Source organism: Rhodococcus sp. KBS0724, from assembly GCF_005938745.2.
In the GTDB taxonomy this organism is placed as follows: Bacteria; Actinomycetota; Actinomycetes; order Mycobacteriales; family Mycobacteriaceae; genus Rhodococcus_F.
The window spans coordinates 346,506-359,877 of sequence record NZ_VCBX02000001.1 but is presented as its reverse complement, the minus strand read 5'-3'; the positions used below and the strand labels follow the sequence as shown (position 1 = coordinate 359,877).

16 protein-coding genes are annotated in these 13,372 nt (G+C 60.7%); 5 read left to right on the top strand and 11 right to left on the bottom strand.

What is annotated here, in order from left to right:
* Positions 1–119: 119 nt before the first annotated feature.
* Positions 120–2,468, bottom strand: coding sequence for an MMPL family transporter (locus tag FFI94_RS01625; protein ID WP_138871450.1), 2,349 nt, complete (start codon positions 2,466–2,468; stop codon positions 120–122).
* Positions 2,469–2,523: 55 nt separating this feature from the next.
* The gene (locus tag FFI94_RS01620) at positions 2,524–3,138 is read right to left on the bottom strand and encodes a TetR/AcrR family transcriptional regulator (protein WP_138871449.1); all 615 of its coding nucleotides are present in this window, start codon (positions 3,136–3,138) and stop codon (positions 2,524–2,526) included.
* Between the two features lie 242 nt (positions 3,139–3,380).
* On the opposite strand from FFI94_RS01620, the gene FFI94_RS01615 reads away from it, so the two are divergent.
* A complete protein-coding gene (locus tag FFI94_RS01615; protein WP_138871448.1) occupies positions 3,381–4,493 on the top strand; it encodes a GGDEF domain-containing protein in 1,113 nt (370 codons plus the stop codon).
* Between the two features lie 59 nt (positions 4,494–4,552).
* Here the strand turns inward: FFI94_RS01615 and FFI94_RS01610 are convergent, their stop codons facing one another.
* Entirely contained in the window at positions 4,553–5,008 is a 456-nt protein-coding gene (locus tag FFI94_RS01610) for an Rrf2 family transcriptional regulator (protein ID WP_138871447.1), read from the bottom strand.
* A 111-nt stretch (positions 5,009–5,119) separates the two neighbouring features.
* Between FFI94_RS01610 and FFI94_RS01605 the strand changes: the two genes are divergently transcribed.
* Positions 5,120–6,055 (top strand): sterol desaturase family protein, encoded by a 936-nt coding sequence (locus FFI94_RS01605; protein WP_138871446.1) that lies wholly within the window; start codon positions 5,120–5,122, stop codon positions 6,053–6,055.
* Here FFI94_RS01605 and FFI94_RS01600 read toward each other — a convergent pair.
* The 4 genes from FFI94_RS01600 to FFI94_RS01585 all read right to left on the bottom strand — a co-directional run bounded on the left by FFI94_RS01600 (position 6,027) and on the right by FFI94_RS01585 (position 8,051).
* Positions 6,027–6,389: a DUF202 domain-containing protein gene (locus FFI94_RS01600; protein ID WP_138871445.1), complete on the bottom strand. Its 363-nt coding sequence runs from the start codon at positions 6,387–6,389 to the stop codon at positions 6,027–6,029. The genes FFI94_RS01605 and FFI94_RS01600 overlap by 29 nt on opposite strands.
* Before the next feature lies 1 nt (position 6,390).
* On the bottom strand, positions 6,391–6,741 hold the full coding sequence (locus tag FFI94_RS01595) for a YidH family protein (RefSeq protein ID WP_138871444.1): 351 nt from the start codon (positions 6,739–6,741) through the stop codon (positions 6,391–6,393).
* Positions 6,742–6,851: 110 nt separating this feature from the next.
* Complete coding sequence (locus FFI94_RS01590) at positions 6,852–7,535, bottom strand: YceI family protein (protein ID WP_138871443.1); 684 nt, start codon at positions 7,533–7,535, stop codon at positions 6,852–6,854.
* Positions 7,536–7,679: 144 nt separating this feature from the next.
* Complete coding sequence (locus FFI94_RS01585) at positions 7,680–8,051, bottom strand: VOC family protein (protein WP_221937735.1); 372 nt, start codon at positions 8,049–8,051, stop codon at positions 7,680–7,682.
* Positions 8,052–8,112: 61 nt separating this feature from the next.
* Here FFI94_RS01585 and FFI94_RS01580 point away from each other — a divergent pair, with 61 nt between their 5' ends.
* On the top strand, positions 8,113–8,541 hold the full coding sequence (locus FFI94_RS01580; protein ID WP_138871442.1) for a MarR family winged helix-turn-helix transcriptional regulator: 429 nt from the start codon (positions 8,113–8,115) through the stop codon (positions 8,539–8,541).
* 175 nt (positions 8,542–8,716) lie between these two features.
* Here the strand turns inward: FFI94_RS01580 and FFI94_RS01575 are convergent, their stop codons facing one another.
* The 4 genes from FFI94_RS01575 to FFI94_RS01565 all read right to left on the bottom strand — a co-directional run bounded on the left by FFI94_RS01575 (position 8,717) and on the right by FFI94_RS01565 (position 11,346).
* Positions 8,717–9,376, bottom strand: coding sequence for a TetR/AcrR family transcriptional regulator (locus FFI94_RS01575; RefSeq protein WP_185993106.1), 660 nt, complete (start codon positions 9,374–9,376; stop codon positions 8,717–8,719).
* 124 nt (positions 9,377–9,500) lie between these two features.
* The gene (locus tag FFI94_RS01570) at positions 9,501–10,412 is read right to left on the bottom strand and encodes an SDR family NAD(P)-dependent oxidoreductase (RefSeq protein WP_138871440.1); all 912 of its coding nucleotides are present in this window, start codon (positions 10,410–10,412) and stop codon (positions 9,501–9,503) included.
* An 84-nt stretch (positions 10,413–10,496) separates the two neighbouring features.
* Entirely contained in the window at positions 10,497–10,808 is a 312-nt protein-coding gene (locus FFI94_RS34000; RefSeq protein WP_260684451.1) for a MaoC/PaaZ C-terminal domain-containing protein, read from the bottom strand.
* Positions 10,789–11,346 carry a MaoC family dehydratase N-terminal domain-containing protein gene (locus tag FFI94_RS01565; RefSeq protein ID WP_221937733.1) on the bottom strand — a complete coding sequence of 186 codons (558 nt, stop codon included), beginning with the start codon at positions 11,344–11,346 and terminating at the stop codon, positions 10,789–10,791. The genes FFI94_RS34000 and FFI94_RS01565 overlap by 20 nt, the downstream gene beginning before the upstream one ends.
* Positions 11,347–11,790: 444 nt before the next feature.
* Between FFI94_RS01565 and FFI94_RS01560 the strand changes: the two genes are divergently transcribed.
* Both FFI94_RS01560 and FFI94_RS01555 read left to right on the top strand, forming a co-directional pair.
* Entirely contained in the window at positions 11,791–12,204 is a 414-nt protein-coding gene (locus FFI94_RS01560) for a Zn-ribbon domain-containing OB-fold protein (RefSeq protein ID WP_260683798.1), read from the top strand.
* The gene (locus FFI94_RS01555; RefSeq protein ID WP_138871438.1) at positions 12,201–13,358 is read left to right on the top strand and encodes a thiolase C-terminal domain-containing protein; all 1,158 of its coding nucleotides are present in this window, start codon (positions 12,201–12,203) and stop codon (positions 13,356–13,358) included. The genes FFI94_RS01560 and FFI94_RS01555 overlap by 4 nt, the downstream gene beginning before the upstream one ends.
* The last annotated feature ends 14 nt before the right edge of the window (positions 13,359–13,372 follow it).

Sequence of the window (13,372 nt, the reverse complement as noted above, 5' to 3'; positions counted from 1 at the left end):
TTACCAATCTCTGCCGACAAGTGCCGCTGGTTATTTCGGTCGACGGGAATTACACGAAAACGCGCGTGCCGCAACCGACCTGAAATCGATTGCGGCACGCGCGGGTAAGCCTTACCTGACTAAGCGGATGTGGACTGCAGTTCCGCTTCCTTCTCGTCGCGGAGGGCCTTGCTGAGCTTCTCACCCTCGATGTCGACGTTCGGCAGAATTTTGTCGAGCCACTTCGGCAACCACCATGCCTTGTCGCCCAGCAGCGCCATGACCGACGGGATGATCACCATACGAACGATGAAGGCGTCGAAGAAGACAGCGGCAGCGAGCGCAAAACCGATCGACTTGATGAACGAGTTCGGCTCTGCGATGAAGGCGCCGAACACGGAGATCATGATGATCGCAGCAGCGCTGACCACACGGGCACCGTGATTGAAGCCGATAGTCACGGCCTGCTTGGCACTAGCTCCGTGGACGTACTCCTCACGCATACGCGTCACGAGGAACACCTGGTAGTCCATCGCGAGGCCGAACACCACACCGATCAGGAAGATCGGCATGAAACTCACGAGCGGTTGCGGGTTCGAGATAATTCCCAACCAGCCGTGCTGGAAGATCGCGACCGTGGCACCGAATGTCGCGAGCACACTGAGCAGGAAGCCCAACGTCGCGGTCAGCGGAACCAGGATCGAGCGGAACACCAAGAGCAGCAAGATGAATGCAAGACCGACCACTACGGCAAGGTAGGGCACCAATGCGTCCTGCAAGGTATCCGAGATATCGCCCTCTAGCGCAGTCTGACCTGTGATTCCGTAACTCACACCGATCGAATCGGCCAGTCCGGCTTCGGCACTGCGGAGACTGCTCACCAATTCCATGGTGGCCGGATCAGTAGGACCGGTTGTCGGGGTGATCAACATCTGCGCGGTATCGCCTGCGGTGTTGACGGCGACAATCTGTGCGTTCTGAACGCCATTCAGTCCCGAGATCGTGGAGACAACCTTCTCGAAGGCCTCGCCGGCCGGAACGTCTGCATCCTTCGCGTCGATGACACCGAGCAGCGGACCGTTCTTACCGCCGCCGAAGCCCTGGTCGATCAAGTCGTATGCCTGACGTGAACTTGTTGCCGGATCACCCGTCGCCTCCGACGGCAGTGACAGGCTCAATCCCGTTGCCGGCAAAGCCAAAGCACCCAGAAGTACAACGCCGCCGATCAGCGGAACGAGGGGGCGTCGCACGATGGCGCTGATGTAGCGCAGAGCCAGCGTGGGCTTACCCGAATCGTCGGATTCCTCAGCCTTTTTACCGAGGAACGGAATCTTGCCGGCAAAAGCCTTGCGGCCGAAGATACCCAGGATCGCGGGCAACAGCGTCAATGCGATGAGAACTGCGATGAGAACTGTAAATGCCGCTGCTGCACCCATATCCGAGAGGAACGGAATGCCGACGACACGCAACGCCACGAGGGCGATGATGACCGTCAAACCGGCGAATACCACTGCGGAACCAGCGGTTCCCACTGCTCGTCCGGCCGCTTCCGACCGGTCGTCGGTCAGGGTCAATTCATGCCGGAACCTGGACATGATGAACAGCGAGTAGTCGATCGCCACTGCCAGACCGATCATGATCGCCAACGTCGGTGTCATGGACCCGAGGTCCATGAAGCCCGTAGCGACGGTAATGCCGAGGCTGCCGATCGCGATGCCGATGATCGCGGTGATCAGCGGAAGTCCAGCGGCCACAAGCGAACCGAACGTGATGGCAAGAACAACAGCAGCGACCGCAATGCCGATCAACTCGGTGAGCCCACCGGGCATCTCCGCTTCCTGGGCCGCAGTACCACTGACCTGAACGTTGAGTCCTTCAGCCCGCGCCACATCAGCCGCGGCATTGATCGAATCACGCATCGCCTCATCGGCATCCGTGACAGCACCGACAAAGGGCACCTCGATGTATCCGACCGTGCCGTCCGCGCTGAGCGGAGACAGTGCGGCGGCGTCGGAACTTGCCTTTGCCTCGGATGTGCCGGCAGCAGTGGCCTTCTCCTGGAACATTGCCGTCATCGAATCGTTGGCGGCAACCGGATTGACCAATGCCTTCGCGGCCTGTTCCGGAGTCGCCGTCGCCGGATCGACCTTGGCCGCGTCGGCGACCGTGTCGATCTTGCGGATCTGATCGAGCATGTCGTCCATGGCCTTGACGTTTGCCGGATCGGCCAGCGTCGTACCCGCAGGCGCCTGAAGGACAAATCGGGCACTCAACGATTCCATCGCGTTGGGGGCGTCCGGGAAACGCTCCGCCATCAGGTCTTGAGCCTGCTGCGCGGGAGTACCCGGAATGTTGAAGGAGTCCTTGGTGGGGCCGGACAGGGTCGCAGCCCCGACGCCCATCAGAACCAGGATTATCAACCAAACGCTCAGGACCGCGCCTTTTCGCCGGTAGGCGAACTTGCCGATCCGATAAAGATAGGTGGCCACGACGGGCTCCTTGCTGTTTCGGTGCGTGTACGTGGACAGGTATTACGTGTGAGCTCTAACGACGCGGTGGCGGCGCGGGCATTCCTGCTCGAATTTGGCGAAAAGCGTCGTGGACAAGTTCTTCCGGGCCGGAAGCCTCCGACTTTCCTCCGGCCCAGATGTCCATCACCGATTTACAGGCCCCGGCCACCACCCCGAGGAGGAGGGTCGGGTACAGATCCCGTTCGGCATCCGTGCCGGTACGTTCGGCCAATGCCTGAGTGACCGCACGGTTGATCCGCTGGTGCATCTCTGCCGCATCCCGATAGAGAGCAGGACTGGAATCCGACAGCATCCAGATGTTTACTTTTTCTTCCACACCCGGGCTCGAATCGCTCACGATTTCGACCACAAGGTTCTCGAGCACGTCGAGAATGGGTTCGTCAGCGGGCCGGGCTGCAAGCGCTTCGATCCACAAGGCGATCGACTCCTCGAAACTGGCGAGGACTGCCTCCTCCTTGCTGGAGAAGTAGTTGTGGAATGTCCTCGTCGACACGCCTGCCTCGGCGGCAATCGCGTCGGCGGTGACGCACTCGATTCCGAGAGCTCGAGCGAGTCGTGCCGCCGCATTGCTGAGGGCACAACGAGTCGCCGCCTTCTTGCGGTCTCGAAGACCTGGCTCAGTAGTCACTCCAACCACGTTACGGAACTTGCAGACTTCTGCAAGTTTGCAGAGTCGTGCAGATTTGTGGATTGCGACACAGCAAGAGCGCCAATGCCCGATAGATCACATCTGGCCACCTGAGCGCCCGCACCCCCACTTCGGGGCCGCCTCGACAAAAGTCACGCACACACCAGACAATGATCAGTACGGTTGCCATCGATTAACCAACTACGGATCAACCACCCGATATTCAGCGACTGAGGAATTTCATGGACTCACTCCTACACACCTGGCCGGTGCCGCCCTCGGCCATGCTGTGGGGATCGAAGAACGGCCCCGGTTCAATGCTGCGGCTCGTCAACTTCACCATCGGGTTCTGCTCACTCAATTTTTCGTTGGTTGCGTATCTGTTCCTGATCAGCGGCGAAGGCCCCGACCGGCAGTTCACCCGCACCTGGCTCATCGCATTCGCGACGGCAAACCTCGTCCCCACAATTCTCTGGTTTTTCGGAAAGGTTCGCGGGTCACGGGCTCTGAAACTCTTCGGAATCTGGGCAGATCTCGGAACTGCTTCCGTCATCATCACCTTCATCAGCCACGATGCAGCACTCTTCGGCGCGGTGCTCTTCGTGGCATCCGGCGCCTACTTCACGTACTTCCTCAACTTTCGATGGCTCGCCTTCCACCTTGCCTTCTCCTGCACGTTCATCATTTCCCTGGCGATCCTCGCCGTCACTCGTGGGACACTCCCCGCTGCCGGTGTCATCGCCCGCACCGACGTCATCCTGTGCGCCGTCATCTTCATCCCCGCCACCATCCAATTCGCCTGGCGACAACTACTCGCCCGCGCCACCGGATCGAAAGTCGACGCATTAACCGGCCTCCTCAACCGGCGCGGACTGTGGGACATGGCCGAACGAGTCTGGTCGATCTCACACACCAACCGCGTCGACGTTGCGGTCGCTGTCGTGGACATCGACAAATTCAAAGCCGTCAACGACGCCTACGGACACGAAGTCGGCGACACCGTCATCATCAGAACCGGCAACCGGCTCCAACAACACGTCAACGGCTTCGGATATGCAGCACGCACCGGCGGAGAAGAATTCACGCTCGTCATGATCGGAACCCCCTACGGACTACGCAAACGCATCGCGACACTCCCCCGCGCAGTTGTCGAAGCAACAGACGCACCCCTGGCGACAGTCAGCATCGGCGCCTCCACGATGCCGTTCACTCCACACCTGGAGCAATTCGACTACACCGCATTCTCACGCGCGATCGTCCATGCCGATCATCTGATGTACGAAGCAAAATCATCCGGCGGGAACTCCGCCAATACCGCCCCACTCGACATGACACGCTCCGACCGAATGCAATGAGACGCCGGCACCTAGCATCTTCCAGCACCTAACGTCAGCGCCGCTTCCAGCACCTAACGTCAGCGCCGCTTCCAGGCTCCCGGATCCGCCGTCAACTCATTCACGAAGTCCGGAAGCGTGCCGTCTGCCACATCCGCCATCGTGACGTTCTCGAGCACCGCCCGAAGATTGACGCGGACCGCTATCCAGACGTCCTTGAGCTGCGACGCCGGACCTGTGTAGTCGACATCCTCGGGCCGCTCGCCGCGGATCGACGCCAACGGCCCTTCCACCGCGCGGATAACGTCGGCGATCGTGATCTCCGACGCGGGACGGGCAAGCCAGTAACCACCCTCCGGGCCACGCTTGCTGATCACGAGGCCGCCGCGTCGTAGATCCGACAGAACTGCTTCCAGGAACTTATGGGGGATCACCTGCGACGTTGCGAGAAACTCAGCTTTGGCCGGGCCTGGACCAGCTGCTGCGAGTTCCGCCAACGTTCGCACGGCGTAGTCCACCTTCGCGGTGATGTGCACCGAGAATTCCTACCATTCCTCTATGGAAAGGTGCAAGAGCATGCACCTTCCCTATCGTTACACACTCATGCATAATGTAACGACAAACCCGTGAGTGACAGGACAAATAGCGTGTGGGACACCCTCCTCGAATCTTGGAAGTCTCTCCTGGAACCACTTCATGACCCGGTGACCCTGGCCATCCCCGCGTTTGTCCTCTTCCTGGCGATCGAATGGGCAGCAGCACGCACACTCGAGGATCATCCCGACCATGCCGATGGCCGAGCGCACCCCGCGAAGGGCGGCTACCGCGCCGTCGACGCCCGCACCAGCGTCCTGCTCGGAGTGGTCTCCATCGCGACCAGCACCTTCTGGAAAGTGCTTGCCCTGATCGGATACTCCGCCATCTGGGTATATCTCGCACCGTGGCATCTCTCACCGAGCGCCTGGTACACCTGGGTGATCCTGCTGCTCGGAATCGATGTCCTCTACTACGCATATCACCGCATCGCACACCGCGTTCGAGTTATCTGGGCAACACACCAAGCGCATCACTCGAGCGAATACTTCAACTTCAGCACCGCCCTGCGACAGAAGTGGAACAACAGCGGCGAAATCATCATGTGGCTACCGTTGCCATTCCTCGGAATTCCGCCGTGGATGGTCTTCGTCGGCTTCTCCGTCAGCCTGGTCTACCAGTTCTTCGTACACACCGAGCGAGTCGGAAAACTCTGGCGCCCCATCGAATTCATCTTCAACACGCCATCACACCACCGTGTTCACCACGGATCCGACGCCGAATATCTAGACCGCAACTACGGCGGAATCCTCATCATCTGGGATCGGATGTTCGGTAGCTTTACCGCTGAAAAACAACGGCCGACATACGGACTCACCACACCGGTCGGCACCTACAACATCTGGAAGCTGCAAACGCGCGAATACGCTGCCATTGCCCGAGATTGGAAAGCGTCGACATCGTGGCGCGATCGCGCAGGCTACGTTTTCGGGCCGCCCGGGTGGTCGCCGAAAGCTGAACTCAGCTCACCAGAATCCACAAGCCACTAGCCGCGAGAAGCAGTAGGCTCACCGCCAGCACGGCCCCCATACCCAATGCGGGCGTTGCTTTTTCCTGCGCGAAGAGCTCGAGCCGCGCGGACCTCGACCGTCGCTCGTAGATCGTGACCGCAACAATCAGCACGGCCGCGATTGCCGGACCGATCAGCGCCACCGAACCGAACGGCGGCAACCAGCGCAGGCACGCCACGGCCACCCCGAGAATGGACAGGCTGGTTCGTACGAATGAGAGCGATGTGCGTTCGGACTGTAATCCCTTGTCCGGAGGACTGAATGCGCCCGTGTCCGCAGGACTGAATCCGTCGGACGGCTCTACGGTGGTCAAACTAGTTCACAACCTCGACCACGAGGACGGTCGCGCAGATCACCAGAACGATTCCCACTACCGGCGCCATGAGAGGCACCGGTAGTGAGCGTTCGGCACGTAATGCGCGCTCCGCACTGATCCAGTGGACAAAAGATGTGACGGCGATCAGCGCTCCGCCGACGAGGAGCAGCGCCGCCAAACCGGCGCGGACGTTCTCGTTCAGGATGTCGCCGCCAAAAGCCTCCAGGCCGACGCCCGACGCGATGAACGCCGTCGCGGTGCGTACCCAAGCCAGATACGTCCGCTCGTTCGCGAGCGTGAACCGTGGATCCGGGTCTTCACCTGACCGGAACGGCTTCCACAATCGCATTAGTGGGACCGCCCACCGAGACAACACTCGTACCCGAGCACGCACCGCGAATTCAAGTTCATGTCCTTAATCTTCCCCGGTAGCGGAAATGTACCGCCATCCGGGTTTGATCAGGACTGGTCGAGCGATACCAGGAAGTCCACGCTGCCACTGCCGTCGACAGTCACGAATCCGAGGGACGGCGGCTCCACACCGAAGTCGGTCCACGTCACCGGGATGGAACCCGACGCGATCAGTGAGTCACCGGAGTGCAGAACCGTCATGTCCACGGACACCGGCTTGGACTGACCCTTGAGCGTCAGGGTGCCAGGCACCGTCACCGTCGCGGTTGTCCCATCCGTCGGCACCGACGACAGATCCACCGGCGAGTCCATCGTGAACGTCGCCGTCGGGTAAGTACTGGTGTCCATCACGTTGCCCGTGAACTGGCTGTCACGTCGATCCGAGTCGGTCTTGATGCTTGCTACCTGCACGGTTACTTCGCCGGCCGTGAGCTTTTCACCGTCGATCGTCGCATTGCCACTCACCTCTCCCGTGGTACCTACGACAGTGACACTCGATCCGTTGAGAATCTCGTGCACGGTGTACCCGGCTGCTGTCTGATTGTCCCCTTGTCCTGCGACGACGGTCCAAGCACCGTCGATCGACCCGGACGCCGCCTCGGCACCTTCCGTAGACACCACGGCTGCGGGAGCGTCATCTTCTGCGATGAACTTCCCGTACGCCCACGGCCCCACGAGCAGGGCAAGCACGACCACGACTACTGCTCCGCCGATCCACCACATCTTTTTCATACGTTCGACGATAGTTGCAGCTTCAACGGATGTCAGGGGTTGCGCGCTGTGGGAACTCTGTGAATGCGCTCCGCACTGCCTGCAAAGGTGCCGACGGATATGCGCGAACTGTCGAGCCCGGGGACGTGCTCGCGGTGAATGACATCAACTGTTGTGGATCGTGACGGCATAACCCTCGGGATCGCGAAAGACGAAAGTTCGCCCGAACGGGCCGTCGAACGGTTCGGTCAGGATACTGACGCCGTCGGCCGCAAGTCGGGCATGCAAACCCTCCGCGTCGTCGCACGCGAGCCACAGCGCCACGCCCAAACCTGGCTGGCCACTGTCGAGGTCGGTACCCGGCAGTGGATTTCGGACTGCGAACGCAACCGGCGTCGTCGCGAACACAACCGCGCCTGGCGGGGATTGCGGGGCGCGAACCAGGCCCAACTTCGACTCGTAGAACTCGGCAGCGGCATCGATGTCTCGTACCTGAAGAGCCAGAAAGCTCGGACCGCTCACCGTGGGATTCATCATGTCGTTTCTCCATTCGCTCGTCAATATCTTGACAATGTTTAAGGTATGTCAAGATATTGACATGAGTCAAGTGGACGTCGAAACATCGATCGGTTACTCGCTCAAGCGAGTGACCTCGGCCCTACGAGCAGCTATGGACGCACAGCTACGAGCACATAACCTGACCGTCTCCCAGTACGCGAGCCTCGAGCTACTCGCCCAACGGCCGGGATTGTCGAACGCCGACCTTGCCCGGGGCGTATTCGTCAGCCGTCAGGCAACCCATCAACTGTTGGCGGGGTTGAAGGAGGCGAACCTGGTCGAGGTCACCGGGACTGGTCGCGACCAACGCCTCACGCTGACCGGGGTAGGGGTCCGGCGCTTGACCGACGCGTCCGAGGCTGTCGCGTCGATCGAGGAGCGAATGCTGAGCGCGTTGAGCACCCAACGACGAAACGCATTGCGAAAGGACCTCGATGCCATGACGCGCGCACTTGCCGAACTGGACTAGCCGAACGCCACTTCGTCGGCACTCGGGTCCGCAACTGAACTCCCGCCTACAGATAAAGAAAGGCGCTCGGCTGGGATACCCCAGCCGAGCGCCTGCGTGATCTTCAGTCCCCGAACTGAACCATCTGCGTTGCAACGACTTCCGAAATCCGACTTCGAGTGAAGCCGGGGGACGATCAGTTACTCTCTGACGAATTACCGTTCGGGACAGCAGGATCCGAGATAAGCAAGCGCTTCGCGGCTAAACGAAGACGCCGCTTCACTTCGTCGACTGACGTGTCCCCATTCAGCCACCCGACAACGCTGGCGCCCCACAGGTTCTCCAACATGCTCAGTGTGCGTGACTGCATCGGCGTGGAACGATGATCGGGGCCCCATGCCTGAGCCGCAGCAATACGGGTGAAGGGCATAGACCATTGCGCTATCTGGTCACCTTCCGTGGGACGCTCGCCGCGATCGGGGTCGTACTCGCGCAGCGTTTTGTGCACGGACATCGCAGCGTGGGCGAACCCCGGATCTCGGACCATCCCCAAGAATGCCCGGACGAAGACCTCTCCGGCCCGCCCCTCCGCCGTCCGCTGCCGCGGCGGACGGCGGAGTAGGTCATCAGCCAGGGAATGCAGTTCCGACTGAATGGCTGCAGTGATCAGCTCGTCTTTGGACGCGTAGTACTTGTACAGCGTCGACAGGGCGGTTTGCGCAACGCGAGCGACCTCCCGCATCTGCACGGCGTCGTAGCCACCTGCAGTTGCCAACTCACGAGTCGCTTTCACGACGCGCTCGACACGGAATGCCTTGGCCTCAGCTGTGCGGCCATTCACTTTCACTGCGGCCATCCAGGCTTCCCCCATCGTGTACCGAAACTGACGCGGTCCCGTCAGCCTCCACGATATCGTCCCTGCATCGACAGCAGGGCACGCCCTCAGGGCAGCGTCTTCCCCTTCATCCGGCACTCACGAGTCAGGACGGGACCTGTGCCATGAAGATGGACGGGTGCAGACCGTCAGCCAGCGGACGGAAGTCCTTCTCCACCTTTGCGGCCAGGTCGTCGAGGTTCCACGGTCCGTCGGAGGTGACCGTGGAGACGATCTCGGGGTTGTTCCACAGTTTGACGTCGTAGCCCATGGCGCCGATCGTGCGGCCCGACAGCCAATCGGAACTCGTACCGGCAAGGTACGCGACGATGGGCGCGATGTTGTCCGGCGAGACGGAGTCGTCGAGGCCACCGCCCATACTCTTCTCCTCGGGCACGGTTTGCGTCAGACGGGTGACGGCGCCCGGAGCGATAGCGTTGACCGTAACGCCGTATCGCGCGAGAGCGTTGGCCGTGGACGCAGTCAAGCCGATAATGCCCATCTTGGCTGCGGCGTAGTTCGGCTGGCCCGGCGACCCTTGCAACGCGGAATCGGAGGTGAAGTTGATGATGCGGTACTGGCCTTCCGGGTTTCGCTGCGCTCGCCAATAGGCTGCCGCCGGCTTGATGGTGCTGAAGTGTCCACGCAGATGGACTCGGATGACTGCATCCCAGTCTTCTTCCGGGAGGTTGAAGATCATCTTGTCACGCAAAATTCCCGCGACGTTGACAACGATGTCCAGCTTGCCGTAGTGCTCCAGAGCGAGATCGACCAGGCGTTGACCGGTCGCGACATCGGCGATGTCGCCGCCGTCCGAAACGGCTTCGCCGCCGCCGGCAACGATTTCGGCAGCGATATCACGCGCCGGCCCTTGGTCCCCGCCATGACCGTCTGTAGACGAGCCGAGGTCGTTGATGACAAGTTTTGCGCCTTCGGCGGCGAACAATCTGCTGATCGACGCGCCGATGCCGCGGCCGCCGCCGGTCACGATCGCTACGCGACCTTCGAGTGAACCCATGAATCTTTCCTTTGTTCATGCCACGACAAACATCGCGGCGAGTCTGTAACGGGGTTGGGTGTTAGTTGGATTAAGACGGTGCCGTCAGTGGATGGTGGCGGTGCCGTGGTCGATGATCACGTCGCCGATGTCGTCGACCGTCCGGAACCGAACACCGCTACCGTCAACCCAGATCGAGGTCGTGATTGTCTGTCCGGGCAACAGAGGCTTGGTGAACCGCCCCGACATCCCCGTGAAACGTGTCGGATCCGAATCGGCCACAGCGTGCAGGAGTGCCCGACCGACGTAGCCATAGGTGCACATGCCGTGCAGGATCGGGGTGGAAAACCCGCCGCGCGCGCTGAAGGTCGGGTCCGAATGCAGGGGATTCCGGTCGTCACTGAGTCGGTAGAGCAGCGCCTGGTCCGGTCGAGTTGTTTGCGTGACAACGTGATCCGGCTTGTGGGTCGGCAGTTCCCAGGTGGTTGACGGCCCGCGATCGCCGCCGAACCCTCCGTAACCTCGGAAGAACGACCCGGACTCGATGGGTTCCCACTACCTGGCCGGCAGAGTCGCGGGCGACGATTTCCATCGTGAGCAAGGCACCGGATCCCTTGTCGTATACGCCGGTGATCGTGCGAGTGGTTTCCACGCGACCGTCGGTCGGGAGCGGGCCCGTCAGGTTGAACGACTGCGACGCATGCAGGAGCTTGCTGTAGTCGACATCGTCGGGCAGTGCGGGTCCGTCTCCGCCGCCGGAGAACACGACATTGGCGAACGTCGGGAGAACCTTCTGCGCAATGCCCTCACTGTTTTCCGTGGTGAACTCCAGCTCGTCGAGCGGGTCGGCCTGACCGGCTCCGACGCCCAGGGCGTACAGCAGTGCGTCTGTCGACGTCCACGTCTTCCAAACAGGCTTGCTGGTGAGCCCGACGAGTGAGCTATCGATCGGCATGTAGGACCTCAATTCCATCCAAGTAGATATTTGCGGGAGCGAAGCGGGGTTACCGGACGGTTTGCGCAATTCCGCTCGACAGGCGGAAAGCCTTGTCCAACAACTTACTACACTTAAAGAGAACACGTTACGTATGTAGTTGGCAAGCCTCGTACCGAAAGTCATTAATCGGATTTTTCAGACTTTTTGACCAGACCTTGACATCCGACATGAACTGGATCACTCTGATCGTGACAGAACGCGTTCCGTTTAAGCGAACTACCCAGAACTCGTTCGGGTCAAAAAAAGACGTAACGGAAGGTATTCCGTTGAAGCAACGCAACGGAACGCGTTCCTTTCAAAAGAACGTTACGGAACATATCCGTCAAAACGAACTTAACGGAACGTATCCCGTTGAGAGCCTTGATGACCCATCGCAGAGCCACCCGACGAAAGGACTGTCCCTTGACAGGGCCTGTACCGGTTCCGACCCCAGCCACCACTCCCTATTGGGAGGGTGCACAGCGGGAGGAACTCACCATTCAACAATGCCAGTCGTGCACCCAGCACTACTTCTATCCACGCCCCTTCTGTCCGTATTGCAACTCCGATGACGTGGTGTGGACCCCGGTCAGTGGCCGAGGCCGACTGCTGTCGTACGTGATCAACTATCGACCGACTCCACCATTCGACGCCGAGACTCCCATCGTCGTCGCCCTGGTCGAACTCGAGGAGGGACCCCACCTGATGAGCAACGTGATCGGCGTGGATCCCACCCCGGAGAACCTTCCGCTCGACCTACAGCTCGAAGTCACGTTCGTCGAACGTGGAGACCTGAAACTCCCAATGTTCACGCCGTTGCAGGAGTCGGCCCGATGACATCAATGCACAACGGAAACATTGCGATCGTCGGCGCGTCGGAGACCACCGACATTGGCGTCTTGCCGGACATGTCTGTCCTCGATCTACATGCCAACGCCGCCCGCAACGCAATGGCCGACGCCGGCCTCACACCCGCGGACATCGACGGCGTCGCCACCACCGGACTAGGACCCTTCGAGGTCACTCACCATCTCGGTATAACCCCTCGCTGGCTGGACGGAACAGGCGTCGGCGGCTGCAGTTTCATGCTTCATGTACGTCACGCCGCAGCCGCCATTGCTTCGGGAGCCGCTGACGTTATTCTCGTGACACACGGAGAGTCCGGCAGGTCCCGCATCGGCGTACCACCATGGCCGCTGGGTTTGAACTCCATGACCGGTCAGTTCGAGACTGTCTACGGCGCAACCATGCCGTATTCAACCTTCACGCTTCCGGCCCTGCGCTTTCTACACGAGCGCGGAATGACCGTCGAGCACATGGCTGAACTGGTCGTTTCGCAGCGCAACTGGGCGCTCGACAATCCCCGGGCTTTCCGCCGCAAGCCAATGTCGGTGGACGAAGTGCTGGCTGCTCCACGCGTGGCGTACCCGTTCACCCGCGACATGTGCTGTGTGCAAACCGACGGCGGCGGCGCCTTGATCCTCACCAGTGCAGAACGGGCAGCAGACATGCCGGGATCCGATCGGCATCTCTACCTTCTCGGATCCGGTGAAGCCTCCGAATCTACATTGGTTTCACAGATGCAAGACCCCGGATCGTTCGGTGGATTCCGTCGCGCGGGCGCCGAGGCCTTCGCAACCGCGGGAATCACCCATGACGACGTCGACCATCTGATGGCGTACGACGCCTTCGCCCACGTCCCGCTGTACATGCTCGAGGATCTCGGGTTTGTCGGCTTCGGCGAATCGGGAGACTTTGTCGCCGAAGGACATACGTCCAAGGGCGGCCGACTTCCGATGAACACCAACGGCGGTGGAATGTCCTACAGCCACAGCGGTATGTACGGGATGTTCGCCATCCAGGAGGCGGTGCGCCAACTACGCGGGGAAGCGTGTGAGCAGGTTCCGGGAGTCGAAATCAGCTTCGTTCAGGGAGTCGGGTACTACTTCGGCGCCGCCGGCAGTTTGGTTCTCTCGAACCGACGTCCGTAGAGCGATCTTCGGCT

Excerpts from the sequence above, each read along its gene's own strand:
- FFI94_RS01595 (WP_138871444.1), bottom strand. The coding sequence starts at position 6,741 with ATGCGATTGTGGAAGCCGTTCCGGTCAGGTGAAGACCCGGATCCACGG.
- FFI94_RS01570 (WP_138871440.1), bottom strand. The coding sequence starts at position 10,412 with ATGGGTTCACTCGAAGGTCGCGTAGCGATCGTGACCGGCGGCGGCCGC.
- FFI94_RS01575 (WP_185993106.1), bottom strand. The coding sequence starts at position 9,376 with ATGGCCGCAGTGAAAGTGAATGGCCGCACAGCTGAGGCCAAGGCATTC.
- FFI94_RS01555 (WP_138871438.1), top strand. The coding sequence starts at position 12,201 with ATGACATCAATGCACAACGGAAACATTGCGATCGTCGGCGCGTCGGAG.
- FFI94_RS01580 (WP_138871442.1), top strand. The coding sequence starts at position 8,113 with ATGAGTCAAGTGGACGTCGAAACATCGATCGGTTACTCGCTCAAGCGA.
- FFI94_RS01565 (WP_221937733.1), bottom strand. The coding sequence starts at position 11,346 with ATGCCGATCGATAGCTCACTCGTCGGGCTCACCAGCAAGCCTGTTTGG.
- FFI94_RS01615 (WP_138871448.1), top strand. The coding sequence starts at position 3,381 with ATGGACTCACTCCTACACACCTGGCCGGTGCCGCCCTCGGCCATGCTG.
- FFI94_RS01585 (WP_221937735.1), bottom strand. The coding sequence starts at position 8,051 with ATGATGAATCCCACGGTGAGCGGTCCGAGCTTTCTGGCTCTTCAGGTA.
- FFI94_RS01590 (WP_138871443.1), bottom strand. The coding sequence starts at position 7,535 with ATGAAAAAGATGTGGTGGATCGGCGGAGCAGTAGTCGTGGTCGTGCTT.